Genomic DNA, 23,098 nt, shown 5'->3' with positions numbered 1-23,098 from the left:
AAAAGGCCGAAGCCTATTTTATTTTAATATGAACAGTCACACTATGACCCACCATTCCATTCGAACGTGAATAATAACCATAACGAACCTCCAATGCATTCCAGTTAGGTATCCCTAAAATCCCTCCAGGAGTAGCTAAGCGTAATCCAGCTCCTACAAATTGACTGGTAAAAGCAGACAAATCGTAATCGGAAGTGTAGAACGATTCAGAAATCAGGTGTTCCGCATAAGGTTTGAAATACTTCACGGCTGACTGGGCATTGAATCGGTAAAAAGGACTGATCGAGAAGAATGGAGTCACTTTAAATGGAACTTCTAAATTGGCTGTATGAGCGGTCATCCCCCAATCATCTACATAGGCGCGGTAGAAGGCGCGAATGACTGTTTGGTCTCCCATAAAATAACTCAAACGCAATCCAATAGGTAGTTTAAATCGAGTTCCAGGTAATTTTTCCAGTGTCTCATTCCCGTTTGTGAAGTACACCCGATGAAAAGGCGTGCTCAATAAACCTTCCTGGTAACTAGGCTCGATAATCGCCATCACTTGAAGGCGTTGATTGATTACTTGAGATAGGCCAAAAGAGGCGTTAAACGAATTTCTAGGCTTATAATCAATACCCCGCTTATCGCCTTCCGCCCCAGAAGGATAGGTCGCTGGACGTAATTCAGCAGGCAAAATGGCCATGTAGGTATCATAAAATGCACCTACTTTGAAGGTAAACTCCGTGTTTTTATCTTTCGTTAGAGCGGCATAATTAGCCGAGAATCCGTGTGATTTATAATCGTATTCAGTAGAATAGGAATAGGACAATCCATGCGTGGTGCGTGTTTGATCATCTTTTACAGACCAAGATAAACTGGGGTAAATGTGCGTATCTTTTCGTGAGGCAGAGGAAACCGTTAAAGGATCAATGTTGTCCGAGGAAGCTGACGTATATTGATCAATATTCATGTCCGCTGTAAAGCTATGCGTCCGATTTTTTCGATCTAACTTAGATAATCGGATCTCAAAAGAACTTGCTAAATCGGTTAATTTCTCCGTCCCAATTCCACCTGTAATGGCAGAATTATGACCATCTTGATCATAATATCCTGCCACTAAATTGATTTCTTCGATCTTTAGAGCCCGTTTTTTATAGGCTAAAGAATCTGCTTCCTGGGCTTTCGCTCCTTGTAGAAAGGAATAATATAAACCGATGGCTAAAATAATTTTCTTCATCCCTAGTTACAACCGCAGCCTCCTCCGCTTTTACCACCGTTTGCGCCCGAAGCACCTTCGCGGTACAAATAAAAACTTTGTTCGAATTTTTCGCTTTTGCGAGCGGATAATTCCATCTCAGAATCGTTGATACGGCTCTTTTGGAATTCTTTTACACGCACGCAACTGGTGAAAGCTACGAGTGTAAGTAAGAAAAATAACACTTTTTTCATCGGGTTAACAGTTTATTTAAGCTCGAATCGAATCCGAGGAGTAAATCACATTTTCATCACTTATCATCAAACAGGCTACGCCTGCCAGCTGGTTAATCAAATCCAAACCTACCTCCACTCCCATCACCGCAATCGGTGTAGTCAGGGCGTCAGCTAATTCAGCAAACGGTGCAAAAACAGTCACACTTTTGATGCCTCTGATGGGAAAACCCGTCTTGGGATGAATGGTGTGGGAATATTTGACCCCATCTATCCAAACAAATTTCTCATAATTCCCAGAGGTTGCCACTGCTGCATTTTTCAAATCGAATTCAGCAATGATCTCTTTAGGTGAATCTGGATTCGAAATTCCCACAGTCCAGCATTTACCATCTTCCTTAACTCCCCACGCATGCATGTCACCTGATGCGTTCACCACTCCATTTTCAAATCCTTCGGCTTGCAAAACTTGCTTCGCGCGATCTGCGGCATACCCTTTCCCAATCCCCCCAAAACCAATCCGCATTCCTTTTTCCCTCAAAAAAACAGTACCCTCTTCCAGGACAATATTCCGATAATCAATCAACCCCACCGCTTTAAATGCCAGTTCGGCGGAGGGTAGCTGGGTCATTTTTTGGTCAAAATTCCACAGACTTTTATCTAAGGAACCATAACTCAAATCAAAAGCTCCCTGTGTCAATTCAGAGATGCGCCCAGCTCTTTCAATCAAAGCATAAACTTCTTTGTCCACTTTCACCGGCTTTATTCCGGCATTTTGATTGATTTGATTCGTTTGCGAATCATCCGAAAAGGTGGTCAATAAAGCTTCGATTCGCTTAATCTCCGCAATCGACTTTTCGATTGCTTGTTCCGCCTGTTCTATTACAGAGGAGACCACTCCGATATCGAAGCGATTTCCCATTAATATTTCCGTGCGTTGAACTAGCGGCATCTTATCGAAAGGCTTTTATCTCCGCAATAAATTGCTCCTTATTACCTTGGTAACCTTTCCATTCACGCACTATTTTGCCTTCTTGATTTAACAAAACCGTCAATGGAAATTCCCCATTCGGATTGTATTTCTCTGCCAAAGCATCATTCTTATCCTGCTGCTCTTTAGGCAATTGATTCTTTTTTAATCGGGGAAAATCCGCACGTAATAGAATGAGATTTGCTTCCGCGAATGCCGTAAATTCCGATGACTCAAACACATCCTTCTTTAACTTAATGCAGGGCCCACACCAATCGGAACCCGAAAAATTTAAAACAATGAGCTTGTGCTGTTGAGCGGCTTCGGTTTTGGCCTGTGAAAAATCTCCAAGCCAGGTTAGTAAAGAAAATAGAATTGCTGTGATCATTAGGCGAATACAACTAAAGTTTTACCATCATTGGCGGTACGATAAACTGTTAAACCTCTACTGCCCAAGGTATTTAACCCTGTTCCTGTGAGCGAGAAACGAGCTCCATGGTCTGTACAATAAAATTCGTTTTGGTTAAAAATAATGCGTTGTCGAGGCTGGTGAGTGCATAAGTTTTGTGCGGCAACGTATTGTCCATTGGAAACATTAGCCACTACAATAGACCCATTCACAATGACATATCCACCATTTGTTTTTAAGGTAGTCGCCGCTGCTGCCGTTAAATCGACTTTCACTAGGAAACTTGTAATCGTATTTAATTGATCCGTAGTAATTAAACCCGACAAATTGGTAGTTGTAACCGTACTTGGACCTGTTGTAGTCGTGGGATGCTCCACAACGGGAGCCGCGTTCGTACTATCCAGTGATACAACAGGCTGACCTTTCGAATTCACAATCAGCGAATCCAAAATGGCATCTTTCTTCACCGTGCAAGCACTTACCACAGCCATTAATGCGGCTCCACTAAATCCCATTTTACGGAGAAATTCGTAACGGGAATATTTTTCGTTTTTCATACTAATCTCTATAATTCAAAGCCGGCTTGCGATCACCTAAAAGAGCCTTGTATTTGAATTCAGCTCCTTTACGCTTCGACCATTCTGCTTTTGCCGCATCGATCAAGGCGGGATTTTTAAATAAATCCATGGCCGTTCCTGCGATCGTTTTCGCAGCCACCATCATCCCTTTTTTACCGATGCTGGTACCACCGGCAGCTACTGCTTGCCAGCTATGCGCGGTCGTCCCTGGAACCCAAGTCGCAGTTCCTAAACCAATCGTAGGAACTACCCAACTCACATCCCCCACGTCAGTTGAGCCTCCGCCACTTGGATCTGGACGACCCGGAACCACGGAAGAAGTGGACGCTAAATCCGTCTGCAACATGCCTGGAGTTTGTTGAATTTGTTTAGCGAAAGCTAACTCGGTTGGGTTCAAGGTATATCCTCCCACCGTTTGCAAGTTCGAATTCATCAGTGCGGCTAACTTTTCGTTTGGCAAAATCTCATACACCCCACCGATTACTTCTAATTCATAACGAGTTCCTGTTCCTAAAGCCGCGCCTTCCGCCGCTTTTTCCAAGCGATTCCACACGTCCATCACGATATCGCGCTGCGGAGAACGCACGTAATAATAGACCTCTGCATAATCTGGAACGATATTAGGAGCCTTTCCGCCATTCGTAATGACATAATGAATACGTGTAGAAGACGGCACGTGTTCGCGCATCATATTGGCCATAAAGTCCATGGCCTCCACCGCATCTAAAGCTGAACGTCCTCTTTCTGGAGAGGCTGCGGCATGCGACGAAAGTCCATAGAAGCGGAATTTGCCTGTTTTGTTTGCCAAAGATGAACCCGTCGAAACCGAATTCGCATCGCTCGGGTGCCAGTGCAACATAACATCTGCATCATTAAATAAACCTTCCCGAACCATATATACTTTTCCGGACCCACCCTCTTCCGCCGGGCATCCGTATAATTTGATCGTTCCTTTCCCTCCGGTTTCCTTTAACCATTCTTTTACGGCAATAGCTGCTGCAGACGAACCTGTCCCAAATAAATGGTGACCACAAGCATGCCCAGAGGCCCCTCCTAAGGAGCGTTTAGTGGGAATGGAATCTTGTGATAAACCCGGCAAAGCATCGTATTCAGCCATGATACCGATCACGGGTTTTCCTTGACCATAGGTCGCCACGAATGCAGTAGGAATTCCTGCTACTCCTGTTTCAATCGTAAAACCAGCTTGTTTTAGGGTTTCCTGCAAAAGCGCAGAGGATTGTTTTTCTTTATATCCGACTTCGGCGAAGTTCCAGATTTTCTGTGCGATCGCACTGTAATGCGATTCTTGTTGTTGAATTCTCGCTAAGACTTTCTTTTTGTCCGCGTCTTGTGCAAACGCTTGTAGACTAACTAAAGCGAATAAGAGTATTTTTTTCATAATTGAGGTACAATGAACTTAAATTTAGCAGGAAGAACTTGGAAATCAAATTGGTCTGACGTTTGGACTTCTCCGTCTACCTGGGCGCTGAGGACGCGACTGGTTTTGATGCTGATCTTTTTAGTTTGCGAAAATTCCACAATAGGTAAATTTACATGCTTCCCTGATTGTATAATGGGCATGTAATAAAGCCGCTTCCAAACCGGTATCGGTTGACAATATAATACATCGAGCAGGCCATCTTGAACTGAGGCTTTGGGGAAGAAATGAAAACCTCCACCTGCCCTAGAAGAATTGAAAACCATGCAGAGGAATACCTCGCGGCCGCCTAGAATTTGATAGGTCTTAAACTTTAATAAATTAGGAATAGCGGCTAAATAATAACCCAGGCCACCTTTAAAGTAGCGAATGGAATCCATCGATTTCAGCACTTCTCCCTCGATTCCAATACCCACGCCATTCAAAAATAGTTGCCCATTGCAGTCACCGGCATCGAATGCTTCCACGTGACCAGCTAATACCGCATCTACATGTGCGCGTCTTGATCGATCTCCATATAATTTCCAATAAAAATCATTACCCGTACCACCTTTAAACAGCGCTATCGGAATAGCTAGAGAACGGTATTTATTCACAAAATAATTAAATGTTCCATCGCCGCCCATCACCCAAACTTGATCAAAATCACTTAGCTCAGATGGCCATTCTTTGGTAAAAAGCTGAATTTCCCAATCCGATTTCTCTACCTTTACGGTCTCGATAACCCAAGAAAAATAGTCCGCAATGGCAACAGTCTTTTTTAGGGGATTGACAAGAAATGCTATTTTTTGACTCATAATCATAGAATTGTTTAAATTTAACATAAAATAAATCAATATGTCAAATTCACTTCCCACTGCCATCATCACCGGAGCCTCTCGTGGAATAGGCCGCGCCCTCGCTTTATTGCTTGCAAAAAACAACTTCCAATTAAGTTTGGTGGCACGAAATAAAGGGGAATTGAAAGACCTGGCGGCAGAAATTACCGAGATTGGACACCGTCCCCTGTATTTCGACGGGGATGTTTCTGATGAGGCGTTTGTCTCAGATGCAGTAGAAAAAACGGTGCATACCTTTGGACATATTGATTTTGTAATCAATAACGCGGGGATTGGGGCTTTTGGCCCTACTGAATCCTATACTGCAACCCAATGGGATCAGGTATTTGATACGAATGTAAAAGGGACTTTTTTGTTTTGCCAAAAAGCCCTGCCGCACCTAAAAGCCGCTAAAAAAGGCCATCTCATCACGATTGCCTCTGATGTGGCGAAACGCGTTTTCGATGGCGGATCGCTTTATTGTGCCTCTAAATATGCACAACACGCTTTCACTGAAGCCTTGCGTAAAGAGGTTAGACGAGACGGCATCAAAGTAAGCACGATTTATTCTGGATTAGTCGATTCCCATTTTCACGCGGATCCTGCCGGAGATCCATCTCACGCAGGTTGGTTGAGCCCGGAAGATATGGCGAATAGCATCTATTATGTCATGAACCAGCCAGCACACGTAGTGATCGATGAATTGATGATTCACCCCCTAAATCAAGAATATTAGGGTCAACAGTGTAGGACAGTTTGCAGGTAAAGGGCAGAATAGTTAAATTTAATCTACTAATAAACCTATCAGACATGTCCTTACGGAAACCCACTTTAAGTTTTAGCCAGATTGTCAACATGAATGTTGGCTTTTTTGGTATTCAATATAGTTTTGGATTGCAGCAAAGTGCGGTGAATCCTATCTACGATTTCTTAGGAGCAAGTCCTGACGAAATCCCCTTATTAAACCTAGCTGGCCCGGTGACGGGTTTATTGATACAACCTTTTATCGGTGCGATGAGCGATAGCACCTGGCATCCTCATTGGGGTCGCCGCAAACCCTATTTCTTCATAGGCGCTCTATTGTGTAGCATTTGCCTTTTACTGTATCCATTCTCGTCTTCTTTATGGATGGCCGCGAGTTTATTGTGGATCTTGGATGCCGGAAATAATACCGCAATGGAACCTTACCGAGCTTTTGTCGCAGATAAATTAAATGACGATCAACAGCCGACAGGCTTTCAGATGCAGAGTTTTTTCACGGGTTTTGGCCAAACCTTAGCCAACCTATCCCTCTTCATTTTCCCGATGATCTTCATCGGAAAAACTGGTTCACTTCCTACTTGGGTCTATGCTTCGTTCTTTTTAGGGGCCGTTTGTTCCATAGGATCCATCTGGTGGAGTATGCACACCACTACGGAAATTGAACCGACAGCTGAGGAATTAGCCGAGATTCGTTCGCGCAAAACGAGCGTTTTAGAATCCATTTTTGAGATATTTCACGCGATCGGGGAAATGCCCAAAGTAATGTGGCAATTAGCTTTAGTGTACTTATTCCAGTGGTATGCCTTATTTTGTTATTGGCAAAATTCCTCGAAGAGTATCGCCTTGTCTGTTTGGAACGCAACACCGAAGGACAATCCGGAATTGTATGAAAAGGCCGTTTCTTGGACGGGTTTAGTGAATGGCTGGTATAATATTGTCACCTTCTTGTCGGCTTTAGCTTTGGCTGGTTTTGCAAAGAAATATGGTGCCAAATCCGTGCACATGATTTGCCTCATTTTGGCTGCAGCGGGTTTCCTCGCTTTCCCTCACATCGAGAATAAAAACCTTTTATTCTTCGCGATTTCCGGCTTCGGAATTGGTTGGGCAAGTATGATGGGAATCCCTTATCTACTAGTGGTTAGCGATATTCCTAAGGAGCGTTACGGAGTGTATATGGGTATCATCAATATGATGATTGTGATCCCGATGATTCTACAAAATCTATCATTTGGCTTTATTTTAAAGCATTTTTTAGACAACGATCCCAGAAATGCGATTACCTTTGCAGGAGCTTTATTAGCCATTGCAGCCCTAGCGACTGCCTTTATTCAACCATCCCCTTCTAAACAATCCGCATGAGTGTCATTTGTATAGGCGAAGCCTTGATTGATATGATTTGTACTGACAAAGGTTCTAGCCTATCAGACGGTCAAAATTTCTTAAAAAAACCAGGAGGAGCTCCTACGAATGTAGCTGCAGCCATCGGCGCCTTGGGTGGCGAGGTGAGCTTGAGTGCGAAAGTGGGGAATGATCCTTTTGGTCGCCAAATGATCTCAGTGATGCAAGATTTCAACGTGAATACAAAACACGTTCACTTGGACCCTCGGACCTTTACGACTTTTGCCTTCGTTTCCTTACTATTAGATGGAGAACGTGATTTCGTTTTTAACCGGGGCGCAGATGCCGAATTAACGGAGGCTGAAGTAGCGGCTATTGATTTAGCAGGTGTGAACATTGTTCACTTCGGATCGGCGACAGCCTTCTTAGCTGGCCCTTTGAATGCGGCGTATTATGCCTTGAAAGACCGGGCGAAAAAAGACGGCAAAATCATCAGTTTTGACCCGAATTACCGCCATTTGTTGTTTGGCGACAAAATACCGTCCTTCATTAAGCAAAGTCTACTCTTCTTGAAGGAAGCCGATTTTACGAAGCTTTCGGATGAAGAAGCGATGTTAATCACAGAAACGGAGACCTTAGAAGAGGCGACAGATACATTATTAAGCCTATGTCCAGGCGTATTCGCCATTACCTTAGGAAAAGAGGGCACGCTATTGGGTTTGGCAGGTAAAACCTATATCATTCCTAGTATTCCGGTGAAACCAGTCGATACGACGGGGGCTGGAGATGCCTTTGTGGGAGCTGTGCTTTATCAATTAGATGGTTTAAATATCCAAGACCTTGATTTTGCTGCTTGGAAAAAGATGGTCGAAAACGCGAATAAGGCCGGTGCCAGAACTTGTGAATACCTAGGCGCTATGGAAGCGTTCAAGAACTTAAACAATAGTATTTTTAATTAATAGACTGTGTACAATTCCGCTCTTCAAAAACAGGCGAATGCGCTTGTGAAATCATATAAAATTAAGGACGCTGGCTTTCAAGAACGTTTGACAGCTAATTTGGATGATATTCAACATCATTTCAGAGCGATCTACGGGGATAGTCCTTTGTTTAGCGATTTAATCCAAACTATTTTTCAAGCCTATACGGATCGCAGTCCGGAGCTAAAAAAGCGAGATGAAGCCAAGGCGAAGAAAGAAGAGAATTGGTTTTTGAGCCAAGATCTGGTGGGAATGAGTTTATATGTGGATCGTTTTGCTGGAAAAATCACCGATTTACCCGCTAAGCTTCCCTATTTAGAGAAGTTAGGCGTGAATTTTCTTCACCTGATGCCCTTGTTCAAAAGCCCAGAGGGTGAAAGTGATGGCGGGTACGCAGTAGAAGATTTCCGTGTGGTGGAAGAGAAATTAGGGACGATCGAAGATTTACGCGAGTTCCAAAAGGCCCTGCAACAAAAAGACATGTACTTGATGATCGACATCGTGTTAAACCACACGTCGCATCACCACGAATGGGCTAAGCTCGCGAAAGCAGGAATTAAAGAATACCAAGACTATTTCTACATGTACGACGACCGTCGCATCCCTGATGCGATGGAAGAAACGATGCCGGAGATTTTCCCAGAAAGTTCTCCAGGAAGTTTCACGTACGACGAGAAAATGGACAAATGGGTGATGAGCGTTTTCCACCACTATCAATGGGATTTGAATTATACGAATCCCAAAGTCTTCGTAGAAATGCTAGCGAACGTATTTTATTACGCGAACCTAGGCGTAGACGTGGTGCGCATCGATGCGCCGGCTTTCATTTGGAAACAAATGGGAACTGCCTGCCAAAACCTTCCAGAAGCCCACCAATTATTGCAATTAATTAAGATGTGCGTTGAAGTGGCAACACCAGGTATGGCCATTTTAGGCGAAGCCATTGTGGCTCCAGCCCAGATTATGGAATATTTTGGAACAGGTCGTTTCGCCACACACGAGTGCGATTTTGCCTATAATGCTACTCAAATGGCCGTTCAATGGGATGCATTGGCGACCGGCGATATCCGCGTGATGCGTACCGCGCAAAACGAGTTAGTACGCAAACCGAAAGGCGCGACCTGGTTAACCTACACCCGTTGCCACGATGATATCGGCTTAGGTTATGACGATTGGATGATCGAGCAATCTGGATTTAATCCCTACGATCACCGTTCCTACATTAAAAACTATTACAGCGGTGGCATCGAATCCCCAGCCACTGGAGCCTTATTTGCGGTAAATCCGAAAACACAAGATGCTCGACTTTCTGGTTCTTTAGCCTCCTTATGTGGTTTAGAGAAAGCCATCGCCTCTAAAAATGCTGCAGCTATCCAGACTTCCATCGACAAAATAACGATGATGCAAGCGCAAAGCCTATTTGTAGGAGGTGTACCTATGTTGTTCTATGGCGATGAAGCCGCTTACACAAACGATTATACGTATTTACAAGATCCAGGTAAATCATACGATAACCGCTGGATGCACCGCCCAATTATTGATTGGGAAAAAAATGAGGCAGTCGACCAGAAAAATACCGTTGAAAATCAAGTATTCTCAAACCTCCAGAAACTAATCAAGCTGCGTAAATCACTGAAAGTGGTGGCTGACTTGAAAAATATTCACTGGTTAGAGGTGCACAACAATTCGATCATCGGTTTTGAGCGCTACCTGAATGGAGAGAAAGTCTATTTCTTATTCAACTTTAGTGCTGAGCCACAAGAGGTGACCTATTATATGTTAGGTGCATTCGGAGAACGGGCGACAGTTATGAAAGACTTATGGTCAGGCAAAACGGTTCAGATCGGGATGGATCACGATCATTTGGCTTTTGCGCCCTATCAGTTTTACGTCTTAAAATAAAAAAACATCCCCTAAAAGGGGATGTTTTTCCAGAATCAAAATTCAATCATTAAACACTAAAAAACCGTTAGGCGGATTATAAAATGGCGTCCAAAGCCTTCTTGCTGATTCGAAGGCTTTCGAAAGCGTCTTTCGGGAAATCGTGTTCTACAAAGAAGTGCTCTAGGCCTCCTGATTTAGCCGCATCAAAAATGCGCTTGTAGTTCACCACACCCTCTCCCACTGGGAGAATATTTTTAAATTCTGAGTCGAAGTCTTTTATATGACATAGAGGGAAACGGCCTGGATGTTGTTTGAACAATTCCACGACATCCACTCCAGCCTTTGAAGCCCAACCCAAATCCAATTCAAATTTCAATAAGTCGGCAGGAACTTGAGAGGCGAATACGTCGAAAGGTTTTGCGCCTTCTACCGCTTTAAATTCTGCATCGTGGTTATGGTAACAGAACGTAAGTCCTGCTTTCTTTGCTAATTCTCCTGCTTTGTTTAAGAATTCCACCGCCTGAGCAACTTCTTCTTTTGTATCAATCGGAATATTGGCGCACACGAGGTATTTTACACCTGCCTCCGCTGCATTATCCACCGCTTGCTGCGCATCATCGCGCAAATTAATCATCTTAGGGAAACGCGACATATCCATTCCTGGACGAGGTTTCAAGGGTGCTCCCACCACGTGGTGTGAAACCCAATTCAAGCCTAAATCCTTGTTCAAGGCCATAAACTCTTTGCCTTTCATCCCATAAAAACCGGGTAACATCGAGAAAGCTGATTCAATCTCCGAATACCCTAGTTCCGCAATCTTCTGCAAATTCCCTTTTACATCTTGGTCAAATTTCCCAAAAAAGGTAAACAACTGAATACCCACCGGACGATTGGTAAACGATTGTGCAGACAAGAAACGAGGTGCTAAAACGCTAGCGGCTAGAAAAGCGCTAGACTGCTGAAGAAATCTTCTTCTCGAATTCATAGTTGATAAGTTTAGAGGTAACAGATCAAAGTTAATGTATTTTAATGATACAATAAATTATTTTTTCCATTTTTCTCCAAAAATCGTCTTGAAGGTCAACTCACTAGCCTTTACAGGACTATTATTTTTATGCCAAGCAAAGTCGCCTCCATCCTTATGGCAATCCACATAATACACGCGATGACCCCAGTTGAGCACTCGATCGCCCGATTGGTAGATAGGTGCGTCCGCCATATTCTTATCAAAAGAACAGTTCATAAGATAAAATTGTGCTTCGCGGTGGTATCGGCCTAATTTATACCCCGGATCCCCAATAAAACGACAATTTTTCAAAACGGTCTTCGCCCCTACTTCTCCTGAACCATCGTGCCAAATCGCCGCACTCGTATTATGGCACACAAAGGTGCAATTCTCAGCCAAGGCGTAGCCTCGCGGACAATACAAATCTACTCCCCCTTCGATCAAACAGTCATTCAAGTAATACATCCCCGCATTCACGTCCCATGGACTTACGGTATCACCGCCACCTGATCGAATCGTGCAATGTTCGAAAGACAATCGGGTGGCACCGGGCATCGTACGAACTGCAAATTGATGCCCATCTACACGGACGATCTTCTCCCCTTCTTTCTCTCCCTTTTCCCTTGGTAAAGCATATTTTTGGACCGTGGTGGTCGTCTCCTTTCCCGCCTCGTTCAAACAGGGAATCGTCACATCCTTCGTCGCCGTGAATCCATATTCATTCATAATGGTCATATTCCGAAATGACAAATCCTGCCCTTTGATATTCAACACTCCAGCACCATAATCATCGGGATTTGAACAACGCCAAATATCCCGCGCAATCGTCTCCCGCAACACCACGCCATCCCTGCTTTCCCCTATAAATGACAAATGGTGTTTCAAAGAATCGATGAATACCTTTTCTTGGTAATTGCCATTTTTAATGAAAATCTCCTGACCAGGACGAGCCACATCTACTGCGGATTGTATCGTCTTGAAATCGGTTCCCACCACTAAACGTTTGCGCATAAAACGATCCATTCGGTCCACCACCTGATTGAACCAGTGATTCATTAATACGAACGTATGATGCGAATTTTCGAACGCATAATACTCCGTATGAATGCCAAAATCGGCCATTTTCTGCCTAAAATCGTCACGCCCTGCATGCATCCGCTCATCGCTCGAATTTAAGAATAATACCGGCGGATCGCCTTTCGTAACATGGCTCAAAGCGGAACCCTCCTTCCAAATAGCTTCGCCCTCTACCTTATTATACCCAAAATAATGGGTCGCTGCTGAGATACGTTTGCTATCATCTCCCTCTCCTGATTCCGGGTGAATAAAAGCCAATATCCCGTCGATATCAATGGTCCCGGCTAATTTGACTCCTTTGCCGTAGGTATTTTCATCTTGAACGGAACCTAGTAGCGCAGCCATTTGGCCCCCTGCTGAATAACCTCCCACATAGATTTCTCCCACATTCTGGCGTTTCGAAACCCAATGCAAGGCAGCTTGTGCATCAAGCATCGCAGCAGGGTATAAAGCTTCCGTAGATAAACGGTATTCGACTAAAAAGACCCGATATCCGCGATCTGCTAAAGCTTTTGCTAAAGGAATATGTTGTGAACGATGCCCCGTTCTCCAGCCGCCGCCATGGAAAAATACGAGCGTAGGTAGCTTGCGAGTGGCTGAGACCGCATATTCATCTACCACTAGTTTCCTTGATCCTATCACTTTGTACACTGAACTTTGCTCTTTGCTCTTTGTACTTTGATAATCCGCTAGGCGAATGCTAGGATCCTGTTTTGAAGCCATTCTCAAAGCTGAATAATTCGTAAAGGACGTATCAGGCTTGCCTGTAATGCCTGATTTGTTTTGGGCCTGAAGACCCATAGAACCTAGTAGCAAGAAAATAAGGAGAATGCGCATAATTTGTAAAGGCGAAGATTCGATTATTCTAATCATTCTTCCTAATTTACGATTCTAAATCGATTAACATGAAAAATATACGCGTGCTCGTGGTGGGTTGCGGAAACATGGGAGCCTCTCATGCGAAAGCCTATCAGAATGTAGCCGGATTCGAAATCTGTGGACTCGTTTCCCCGGGAAATAGCAAAGAAGCATTAAATGAAGCATTAGGTGGGGGCCCAAAACTCTACAGCGACTATTTTACCGCCCTTGCGGATTCCAAACCAGATGCAGTTTGCATCTCCACTTACCCAGATACCCACGAAGCCTATGCCATCGCCGCATTAGAAGCAGGTTGCCACGTTTTCTTAGAGAAACCGATAGCGGATTCGTTAGCGGGTGCTATTCGGGTAGCGGAAGCTGTAAAGAAAAGTGGCAAAAAACTCGTAGTGGGCTATATTTTACGCCATCATCCGTCTTGGATTAAGTTTATCGAGATTGCGAAGACAATGGGAAAACCGTTGGTCATGCGCATGAACTTAAATCAACAATCCCACGGCTACATGTGGGATGTGCACCGTAATTTGATGAAATCGCTAAGCCCTATCGTCGATTGTGGGGTGCACTATATCGATGTCATGTGCCAAATGACAAGATCCAAACCTCTTCGCGTTTCGGCCATCGGCGCGCGAATGACAGAAGACATTCCGGCAGGCAATTATAATTACGGTCAACTTCAAATTCACTTCGAAGATGGATCCGTGGGTTGGTACGAGGCAGGCTGGGGTCCCATGATCTCGCAGAATGCCTATTTTGTGAAAGATGTGTTTGGGCCCAAAGGCTCGGTTTCCATCGTCGCAAAAAATGCTGGTGGCGAGGGCAAATCCGATGATGTAGAATCACACACAAAAACAGAATCCCTACGTGTACACCACGCAGACATCGATGCTAAAAACGAATTCACGAAAGAAGACGAATGGGTTAACCTTACGGATGAACCGGATCACCAAGGTCTTTGCGATCGCGAGCAGGCCTATTTCCTACAGGCCATCAACGATAACATTGACCTGACGGATCACGTAGAGGATGCCGTAAATAGTTTACGCATCGCTTTTGCCTGTGATGAATCGGTGAGGACGGGGGAGATGGTGAGGTTGTAGTCCGAAGTCCGAAGGAAGGGAGTCCGGAGTCAATAGGAAGGGAGTCCGGAGGGAGGTAGTCCGAAGTCCGAAGGAAGGGAGTCAAGAGTAAGAGAGCGATACTAATTTTTACTCATTTCCTCCGGACTATTTCCCTTTAGACTCATTCCCTTCGGACTATTTAAAATAAAAAAAAGGTCTCGAATTTCATTTCGAGACCTTTTTTTTATTTTAAATACGTCGCTAACCAACCCTGAATTTCCGAATAGTGGAACTTCGAATTGTCAGGATTTAGGATCCAGTGGTTTTCGCCTGGGAAGACAATTAACTTGCTTGGGATTTGAAGACGTTGGTGAATGCTCCAGTTTTCCAAGGTATTGTTGATAGGAACACGGAAATCGTTTTCTCCTACCGTTAATAACATGGGGGTTTTAAAGTTTGCCGCGAAGCGCATCGGATTTTGTTCTTTCCAGGTTTTTGTCGGTACCCAAGGTGCTCCTCCATTCATCAATTCTCTACCCCAAATCACATCCGATGTCCCCCATTGCGCCTCCGAGTTCACTAAACCGGCGTGTGAGATTAAGCATTTGTAATGAGACGTAGTCGCTTGCATCCAATTGGCTAAGTGTCCGCCATAGGATGCTCCGCCAGCGGCTTGTTTGGAGCCATCGATATAAGAAAAGCGTTTGATGGCATCTGCCGCCGCTTCTTGGATTTCTTGGCCAGGACCTTTGAATGGGTCAAACTGAATATCCTGAGCGAATTTCTCGCCATATCCTACTGATCCCGTATAATCTGTCATCACAATTACATAGCCTGCAGATCCTAAAATGTAGGGATTCCAACGGTACCCAAATACATCTTTGAACGAACTGGCTGGACCACCATGCATTAAAACGAAAAGTGGATATTTCTTCGATGCATCGAAACCAGTCGGCTTTAACACCACCGAACGAATCATTTTACCTCTGGACGATTTAGTCCAAATCACATCCGGCTTTTGTAAATCCAATCCTGCTAAAACAGCCTCATTCGCTTTGGAAATGGCTTTCAATGAACCATTTGCTGAGACCCAAACCTCTGGAGGGGTCGCAACGTTTTGGTATTGATATGCAAAAACACGCGTATTAGAAGACAAACTTAGACCTGCATAAGATCCTGTTTCAGCCCCTAATACAGGTTTAACTGAACCATCGGTCACTGAAATCTCAACGATTCGATCCACTCCTTGATCTTCGATGCTAGCGAAGATGGAGGAACCAGCTATTTCCATATCATTGATGGGACGATCGAGGGTGGCGGCTAGCTCTTTTTTGGCAGACAAAGAAGACGCATCAAAGCGGTAAATGCGGTTCAAATAATACAATTTATTACCGATGGCTGACCCCGTAGCAAGGAGGTATTTCCCATCTTCGGTGAATTCAACAGAACCATAATCTGTCTCATCATTGACTAAAACCGTTTCTTTACCACCAGCTAAACTCACCGAATAGATATTCGATTTTGCCGATTGATACGCAGTAGTGTTGTATTCCGTAGTTGCCGTAAACACCACTGTTTTACTGTCAGCACTGAAGTTATAAGAACCTAAACGGAAACCTGGAAAATTCACGAGTGATATGTTAGCCATTAAATTCACCGGCTTTGAACTTGACTTTAGGTCCATCGTGAAGATATGACCTTGTTTTTCATCTAACCAAGAGTCCCAATACCGAACCGGGAACGATTGATAGACACGTGCTTTGGTTTTAATTTTCTTCTTTTCCTCTGCTAATTTCTTACTAGCAGAGTCCGTGAAAGCAGTAGGGAAAACGCGGCTCGAGAATATAATGCGTGAGCCATCTGATGAGAATTTAACATCACTTACTCCGGTGGAAAGTGTGGTCAAACGTTGGGCCTCACCGCCAGCTAACGGTAAAACATAAAGTTGCGGGGCTTCATCTCCATCGCGTTTGGCGATGAAATAAATCTTATCTGAAGTGGCAGACCATTGGTAATTATCTTCGCCGCCTTTTGAATTAGTTAATTTTCTGGGCTCCGAAGAACCATCCGTAGCAGCAATCCAGAGGTCAGAAGTTTGCTCTTCCAGATTATAAGAGGTTTCGATGCGGGAATAGATGACGTAGCGACCATCGGGTGAAATTTTAGGAGCACCTACTTTCTTCAGCTTGATCATGATCTCATGTGACATGGGTTGAGTCATGGGCTTTTGGGCGTCCACAGAGAGGCTAAATGCTAAAAAGCAGGACAGTAGTAGTAACAATTTCTTCATATAGGTAGTTTAGATTCAGTAAATTAATTAATTTAATGTCACATCAACCTTTTTCAAATGAAAAATAATTACTTACAACTCGTCCTTGCAGGCTCATTGCTATTCAGCGGCAGCCTTCATGCACAAGAAAAACCGGGAAAATTTATTGACCGCGACAACATGAACCTGAGCGTAAAAGCGGGCGATGACTTCGTAGAATATTCCAATGGACCTTGGGTAAAAAGAAATCCTATTCCGGCCAAAGAAACACGCTGGGGCGCTTTCAACCAATTGCGCGATTTCAACATCAATGCGATTAAAACGATTTTAGATGAGACCAAAGGCACGAAAGCGGCCGCAGGTTCAGTCGAAAGAAGAGTCGCTGATTTCTATGCAGCAGCGATGGATAGCTTAGCTATTGAAAAATTAGGCTACACTCCTATCCAAGCAGACCTACAACACATAGCTGGGTTACAATTCAAGTCACAAGTAGTGACTGAAATCGCGCGCTTACGCTCTTCAGGCATTGCTTCTCCTTTATTTGGCTTCTACATCGGTCAAGACCGCAAGAACGTAGAAAAAATGGTACCGCAATTAGGACAAGGAGGAACTTCACTTCCAGACCGCGATTACTATTTGAAAAACGATGCACGCAGTGTAAAAATTCAAGAAGCATTCAAGAAATACGTAGCGACGTTGTTCACTTTAACTGGAACACCGGAGGCGCAAGCAAAAGCAAATGCTGAAACGGTATTCCAATTAGAGAAGAAATTAGCGGAAGCGCAGATGGCTCGTGTCGAAATGCGCGATCCTTACAAGACTTACAACAAGTTTGCGTTCGCTGATTTCAATCAAAAGACACCTGCCTTCAACTGGGCATTGACTTTCCAAGACTTTGGCACATCTGCTCCTGATTCTATTCTTGTAGGTGCACCTAAATTCTTCGAGGCAGCGAACAAATTATTGATCGAAACACCTGTAGACACTTGGAAGACCTATTTAACATGGAATGTTTTGCGTAGTAGCGCAGGCTATTTAAGCTCTCCATTCGTGAAAGCGAGCTTTGCGTATTCACAAGTATTATCTGGCCAAAAAGTACAAGCCCCAAGATGGCAACGTATGTCAGCGATGACGGACGGAACTTTAGGTGAATTATTAGGTCAATTGTATGTAGCTAAATATTTCAAGCCAGAAGCAAAAGCAAGAATGATCGAATTAGTGGCTAACCTACGTAAGGCATTCGCTGTGCGCATCAACAAATTAGATTGGATGAGCGCGGAGACGAAAGAAAAGGCTTTGGCCAAATTAAACGCATTCACGCCTAAAATCGGGTATCCTGATAAATGGAAAAACTACGATGGTTTAGAGATTGCTGCTAACGAATACTATGGTAACATCCGTCGTGCAGGTGCTTGGGGCTTCCAAGAGAACTTAGCGCAATTAGGCAAACCAGTGGACAGAAGCAAATGGGGCATGACGCCACCAACAGTGAACGCCTACTATAGCCCAGTGATGAACGAAATCGTTTTCCCTGCAGGTATCTTACAATTCCCATTCTTCGCTGCTGACGCAGATGATGCAATCAACTATGGTGGAATCGGTGCCGTAATCGGTCACGAAATGTCACACGGATTCGATGATTCGGGTAGCCAATACGACAAAGACGGTACCTTACGCAACTGGTGGACTAAAGACGACTTAGCGAAGTTCAAAGCGAGAACAGAACTATTAGGCAAGCAATTTGATGCATACACTGTTCAAGACACGATCCACGTCAATGGTAAATTAACGATGGGCGAGAACATCGGTGACTTAGGCGGCTTGAATATGGCCTATGAAGCGTTCAAAATGACGAAGCAAGGAAAGTCAACGAAGAAAATCGATGGCTTCTCTCCTGATCAACGTTTCTTCTTAGCATGGGCACAAGTTTGGAGAGGTTCCTCACTTCCAGAAACGGAAGCACAACAGGTGTTAACAGATCCTCATTCGCCTAACCAATACCGTACCATCGGTGCTCCAGTCAATATGGATGCTTGGTACAAGGCTTTCGATGTGAGACCGAGCGATAAACTGTATAAGAAGCCGGAAGATCGGATTAAGATTTGGTAAGCTTATTAGATAAGAGATTATAGAGTAAAGAGTAGAGATGGCGGCCCTGCGGGCCGCCATTCTTTTTAAAGCACAAAGCATAAAGCATAAAAATGCTGCGTATATATAAAAAAAGAGGGCGCCCCTACGGGGCGCCCTCTTTTGCTTCATTTTTTCCGCCTTACTTAACGTATTTTTCTAACCATTGGAATTGCTCCCAAAGCAAGTGTAAAACGTTTTCTTTCCCTCTGTAGCTATGCGCTTCGTAAGGTAAGTAGACAAAACGAGTCGTTCCTCCGTTTCCTTTCAAAGCTGCGTATAAACGCTCGGAGTTGATCGGGAATGTACCGGTGTTATCATCTTGCTCGCCGTGCACTAATAAAATCGGTTCTTTGATTTTATCTGCGTAGCTGAATGGACTCATTTCATAGTATAATTGCGGAGCTTGCCAGTAGGTACGGTCTTCGTTTTGGAACCCAAAAGGAGTCAACGTACGATTATAAGCCCCACTGCGTGCGATACCTGCTTTAAATAAATCCGTATGCGCTAATAAATTTGCGGTCATAAAAGCACCGTAACTGTGACCACCCACGGCCATACGCTTGCGATCACCCACGCCTAATTGAACTAAATGATCAATCGCAGCCGAAGCATTTAAACGTAACTGATCTACGAAATTATCATTCGGCTTTTTAGAAGCATCCGTCGACACAATTGGCATCTCCGCATTGTCTAAAATCGCGTATCCCTGAGTTGCGTAATAGATCGGTGATGCCCAGCTAAGTGTTGTAAAGCGATCCTTACTACCGCGAATCTGCGCCGCATCTGCCGCTGAATTAAATTCACGTGGATAAGCCCAAATCAATACCGGCAATGGACCATCTTTCTCTTTGTTATAGCCTTTAGGCAAATACAAATCGCCCGTTAAGTCTACGCCATCCGCCCGCTTATATTTGATTTTCTCCTTGGTGATACCTACTAAATTAGGATAAGGATTTTCAAATTGGGTCAAAGCCTTATCCTGTGCTGGATTTAACAAGTGCTTGATAAAATAGTTTGGCACCTCCGTCTGGGATTCCTTTCTGCTTAAAACGATCAGTTTGTCTGCATCGATCACTTCCTCTACTTGTTCAAAGTAGCCTGGTTTTGCGCGCCAAATAATCTCATTCTTCTTCGTCGCTAAATCAAACTTGGAGATAAATGGTAGATCTCCTTGATCCGAAGAACCCACCGGGTTATTCATCAAAATTTTAGTACCGTTATCCGTCAATTGAATCACATCGCGACCTAGAGCATTTTTTGTCAACACCGGACTGCCTGGATTTTTGTAGGCATCCGTTAAATTACGCTCGTACAAAACTTCCATCGTTCCATCCGCTGGAGAATATCGACTTACTTTCGATGTCTGCTTTCCACGTAATACTTCCGTGACTAAAGCCACTTTCGTATTTCCCCAAATCACCCCAGCATAACGGGTCTTCGTCTTGAATAATTCTTTGGCCTCCTTTGTAAAGGGAGCAGACAAGGAATAAACCGCATCGTGAAACTCTACTTGCTTCTTAATAAAACCACTATCTAATGGCATCGCATAAACTAAGGAAGCGGGTTCATCATCACGCCAATCAAATCCACGCGGCACATTTTGCACGTTATCATTTCCGGCTGGAGCACTCTCAGCAGAGGGAAGCTTGGCAATTTCTTTAATGGTTTTTCCGTCCAAATCTAGTACTTTCACCGTCGTAGGGAAACCATAAGCCGGTACCGCATACGAGAAAGGTTTGGCTACAGAACGCGTTAAGATGTACTTTCTGTCCGGTGACAATTGAAAGGAATTGAATAAAGCAGGCTCCCCTATTTTCTTATTCACACCATTCTTATACACGACTAATTGTGCCTCTGCGTAATAGGAGAATAAACTCTCATCGTAAGGCGATTTAATTAAATCCTGGAAAGTTGGTCTTGGTGCCGCTTTTCCTACGTTCTGCTGAATAGTAGGTCCTTTAGGCGTAATAGGGCGTTTAGGCGCTCCGTCTGCGTTATGCGTAGTCACCTTGTAAAGAATTGTTTGGTCGTCCACCCAAGTGAAGGCATTTCCCAACACTTGATTTAAAGGAGCGCTATTGATACGCGTCACTTTTTTCGATGACAAATCAATGACATACAAATCCACTCCATTCACCTCAGTTTGGGCAAACGCTATTTTGGTTTCCGACGGATTCCAAGCGATTGATCCGGCAGCTAGGTTTTTAGGTAAACCAGTGATTTCTACTTTCGCTCCAGTGCGAATCGTTTGCAAGGTAATGCTACTGATGGGACTTTGGCGAGACGGAGAAAAATTCAAGGGATTCAAGCGAAGACCTGCAATTTTCATCTCTGGTTGACCTAATTCCTCTACCGTAGGATAGGAATTACGACCTAATAATAACAAGTATTCTGCTTTCGAATCAATCCGAACTAAGGGAGTAGGTTTCGCTAGCAATAAGTCCGCTATCGCTTTAGGAGGTAACTGATAGGAATCGTCCTGCGCGAACGAAGTAGATAAAGATAGGACGCTAAGCGCCACAATAAGCCATGTTTTTTTCATAGGATAGATTTAAACAAAAAAAGGTGGCTAATAAATTAGCCACCTTTAAATTACAAAATAAATTATAATGGATTTTGTACGATCGCTGGATTTGCATTAATCTCACGACGAGGAATTAAGAATTCCCAACGCACATCACCCGGAGCCACATCAAATAACAAGGCAACTGATGCAATCGCATTCGTTCCATTTCTATTTAATGCTGCATTTGTACGCTTCAAGTCAAAGAAACGGTGCCCTTCCCCCCAAAGCTCAATACGACGTTGCAACAAAATTTCATTAATCAATGCTACACCTGTCTTCGTCGACTTTACATAACTTGCATCACGTGTTTTAACTAAATCAAATAACACTTGAGTAGCACCTGCCGCATCATTTAAACGAGCTTTAGCTTCTGCTTCGATCAAATACATTTCCGCGGCCCGCATGTACGGAACATCGCCCTGTGCAGAGGTTGATGGAGTACCAGGTAATCTAAATTTCTGATTCAAAAATTTAGGACGAACACCCCCTGGAGGAACGATTGAGTTCGCAGCCGTTGGCGTTTCAACCCACATTTTTGACCTGATATCCGTTGTTGGAATCTGAGCATATAACAGGTTATTAATCACTTTAGGGTACGTTCTAATAACAGTTGAGTTATAGTTACAAGAAATGTACGAGTGATATGCACCGAAATATTCCGTTTGATCTTCTAAGTGATCAAAGCCCCACATCCACTCTGAATTAGTCAAATCTTGGAATCCATCAGTATACATAGTAGCCGTCATCGGAGTATAACCTGCACGTGCCTCAGCCGCGAATTTAGCCGCATTCGTCCAATCTTGCTGAACGAGCGCAACTCGCGCCTGTAAGCCTTTGACCACACTTAAATTAATGTGTGATTTGTTCAAACGTGAGGTGGTTAATAAGGCTGCTGCGTCTGCTAAATCTTTGTTGATCTGAGCGTATACCTCTTCTACTGTATTACGTGGCTTTCCTTCTGTAGTAGGTTCTAAAACCAAGGGCACGCCTAATTGAGCATTAGGCTTAGCCGACGCATCATAACGCTTTCCGTATAATTGTACTAAGTTGAAATAACCAAAAGCTCGCAAAGCTAATGCTTCACCTTTCAAGGCATTGCGATCAGCCGCAGGGCCTACTGCTTTGTCAATATTAGCAATTCCGATATTTGCGTTACCGATGATTCGGTAATACAATTCGTATGGAAATTGCGCCATCGTATTCACGTCAGAACGGTGTGCTGTCCAACGCGTCTCCCCTACGTGCCATGAAGCAGCTGTAGTACCGATAATCATATCCTCTCCCATGTGATCTAAAATAATCATCATCGCAGGATGACCCGAGTGACCTTGAGAACTCAAATAACGAACGATAAACGAACGGTAAATACCATTAATGGCTGCAGCCGCATTCTTAGTAGTAGAGTAAGCTGAACCTGCATCAATACTAGCCGTAGGGGTAGTATCTAAATACGTTTCCTCGCATGATGAAAGTAATAATGCGAAGACGAGCGAAAAGTAACCTAAATATTTCTTTTTCATGATTCT

At 43.9% G+C, this 23,098-nt stretch carries 18 protein-coding genes; 6 read left to right on the top strand and 12 right to left on the bottom strand.

Going from position 1 to position 23,098, the window contains the following annotated elements; genetic code table 11:
• Positions 1–13: 13 nt before the first annotated feature.
• From SKC35_RS01360 to SKC35_RS01330, 7 genes are read right to left on the bottom strand one after another with little or no spacing between them, the layout of a single operon-like run.
• A complete protein-coding gene (locus SKC35_RS01360) occupies positions 14–1,219 on the bottom strand; it encodes a DUF3570 domain-containing protein (RefSeq protein ID WP_377977713.1) in 1,206 nt (401 codons plus the stop codon).
• A gap of 2 nt (positions 1,220–1,221) precedes the next feature.
• Positions 1,222–1,431 (bottom strand): DUF4266 domain-containing protein, encoded by a 210-nt coding sequence (locus SKC35_RS01355; RefSeq protein ID WP_377977712.1) that lies wholly within the window; start codon positions 1,429–1,431, stop codon positions 1,222–1,224.
• 16 nt (positions 1,432–1,447) lie between these two features.
• On the bottom strand, positions 1,448–2,362 hold the full coding sequence (locus SKC35_RS01350; protein ID WP_377977711.1) for an FAD:protein FMN transferase: 915 nt from the start codon (positions 2,360–2,362) through the stop codon (positions 1,448–1,450).
• A gap of 1 nt (position 2,363) precedes the next feature.
• On the bottom strand, positions 2,364–2,768 hold the full coding sequence (locus SKC35_RS01345) for a thioredoxin family protein (RefSeq protein ID WP_377977710.1): 405 nt from the start codon (positions 2,766–2,768) through the stop codon (positions 2,364–2,366).
• The gene (locus SKC35_RS01340) at positions 2,768–3,346 is read right to left on the bottom strand and encodes a Rieske (2Fe-2S) protein (protein WP_377977709.1); all 579 of its coding nucleotides are present in this window, start codon (positions 3,344–3,346) and stop codon (positions 2,768–2,770) included. The genes SKC35_RS01345 and SKC35_RS01340 overlap by 1 nt, the downstream gene beginning before the upstream one ends.
• Before the next feature lies 1 nt (position 3,347).
• Positions 3,348–4,766 (bottom strand): amidohydrolase, encoded by a 1,419-nt coding sequence (locus SKC35_RS01335; protein ID WP_377977708.1) that lies wholly within the window; start codon positions 4,764–4,766, stop codon positions 3,348–3,350.
• Positions 4,763–5,602, bottom strand: a complete 840-nt coding sequence (locus SKC35_RS01330) for a diacylglycerol/lipid kinase family protein (RefSeq protein WP_377977707.1) — start codon at positions 5,600–5,602, stop codon at positions 4,763–4,765. Before SKC35_RS01330 ends, SKC35_RS01335 begins: the two co-directional genes overlap by 4 nt.
• A gap of 40 nt (positions 5,603–5,642) precedes the next feature.
• Here SKC35_RS01330 and SKC35_RS01325 point away from each other — a divergent pair, with 40 nt between their 5' ends.
• From SKC35_RS01325 to SKC35_RS01310, 4 genes are all read left to right on the top strand, one after another.
• Positions 5,643–6,359 carry an SDR family oxidoreductase gene (locus SKC35_RS01325; protein ID WP_377977706.1) on the top strand — a complete coding sequence of 239 codons (717 nt, stop codon included), beginning with the start codon at positions 5,643–5,645 and terminating at the stop codon, positions 6,357–6,359.
• A 74-nt stretch (positions 6,360–6,433) separates the two neighbouring features.
• On the top strand, positions 6,434–7,744 hold the full coding sequence (locus SKC35_RS01320; RefSeq protein WP_377977705.1) for an MFS transporter: 1,311 nt from the start codon (positions 6,434–6,436) through the stop codon (positions 7,742–7,744).
• Complete coding sequence (locus tag SKC35_RS01315) at positions 7,741–8,682, top strand: carbohydrate kinase family protein (protein WP_377977704.1); 942 nt, start codon at positions 7,741–7,743, stop codon at positions 8,680–8,682. Before SKC35_RS01320 ends, SKC35_RS01315 begins: the two co-directional genes overlap by 4 nt.
• 45 nt (positions 8,683–8,727) lie before the next feature.
• Complete coding sequence (locus tag SKC35_RS01310) at positions 8,728–10,605, top strand: alpha-amylase family glycosyl hydrolase (protein WP_377977703.1); 1,878 nt, start codon at positions 8,728–8,730, stop codon at positions 10,603–10,605.
• A gap of 76 nt (positions 10,606–10,681) precedes the next feature.
• Here the strand turns inward: SKC35_RS01310 and SKC35_RS01305 are convergent, their stop codons facing one another.
• Both SKC35_RS01305 and SKC35_RS01300 read right to left on the bottom strand, forming a co-directional pair.
• Positions 10,682–11,572 carry a sugar phosphate isomerase/epimerase family protein gene (locus tag SKC35_RS01305; RefSeq protein ID WP_377977702.1) on the bottom strand — a complete coding sequence of 297 codons (891 nt, stop codon included), beginning with the start codon at positions 11,570–11,572 and terminating at the stop codon, positions 10,682–10,684.
• A 57-nt stretch (positions 11,573–11,629) separates the two neighbouring features.
• Positions 11,630–13,543 (bottom strand): alpha/beta hydrolase fold domain-containing protein, encoded by a 1,914-nt coding sequence (locus tag SKC35_RS01300; RefSeq protein WP_377977701.1) that lies wholly within the window; start codon positions 13,541–13,543, stop codon positions 11,630–11,632.
• Positions 13,544–13,575: 32 nt separating this feature from the next.
• Between SKC35_RS01300 and SKC35_RS01295 the strand changes: the two genes are divergently transcribed.
• A complete protein-coding gene (locus tag SKC35_RS01295) occupies positions 13,576–14,646 on the top strand; it encodes a Gfo/Idh/MocA family protein (protein WP_377977700.1) in 1,071 nt (356 codons plus the stop codon).
• Positions 14,647–14,851: 205 nt separating this feature from the next.
• On the opposite strand, the gene SKC35_RS01290 is transcribed toward SKC35_RS01295, so the two are convergent.
• Positions 14,852–16,897 (bottom strand): S9 family peptidase, encoded by a 2,046-nt coding sequence (locus SKC35_RS01290; protein ID WP_377977699.1) that lies wholly within the window; start codon positions 16,895–16,897, stop codon positions 14,852–14,854.
• Between the two features lie 57 nt (positions 16,898–16,954).
• Here SKC35_RS01290 and SKC35_RS01285 point away from each other — a divergent pair, with 57 nt between their 5' ends.
• Entirely contained in the window at positions 16,955–18,985 is a 2,031-nt protein-coding gene (locus SKC35_RS01285; protein ID WP_377977698.1) for a M13 family metallopeptidase, read from the top strand.
• A gap of 160 nt (positions 18,986–19,145) precedes the next feature.
• On the opposite strand, the gene SKC35_RS01280 is transcribed toward SKC35_RS01285, so the two are convergent.
• Both SKC35_RS01280 and SKC35_RS01275 read right to left on the bottom strand, forming a co-directional pair.
• Complete coding sequence (locus SKC35_RS01280; RefSeq protein ID WP_377977697.1) at positions 19,146–21,548, bottom strand: S9 family peptidase; 2,403 nt, start codon at positions 21,546–21,548, stop codon at positions 19,146–19,148.
• 62 nt (positions 21,549–21,610) lie between these two features.
• Positions 21,611–23,092 carry a RagB/SusD family nutrient uptake outer membrane protein gene (locus SKC35_RS01275; RefSeq protein ID WP_377977696.1) on the bottom strand — a complete coding sequence of 494 codons (1,482 nt, stop codon included), beginning with the start codon at positions 23,090–23,092 and terminating at the stop codon, positions 21,611–21,613.
• Between the last annotated feature and the right edge of the window lie 6 nt (positions 23,093–23,098).

The organism is Aquirufa originis (assembly GCF_042714495.1).
Classification (GTDB): Bacteria; Bacteroidota; Bacteroidia; order Cytophagales; family Spirosomataceae; genus Aquirufa; species Aquirufa originis.
This window is presented reverse-complemented; position numbering and strand designations above follow the sequence as displayed.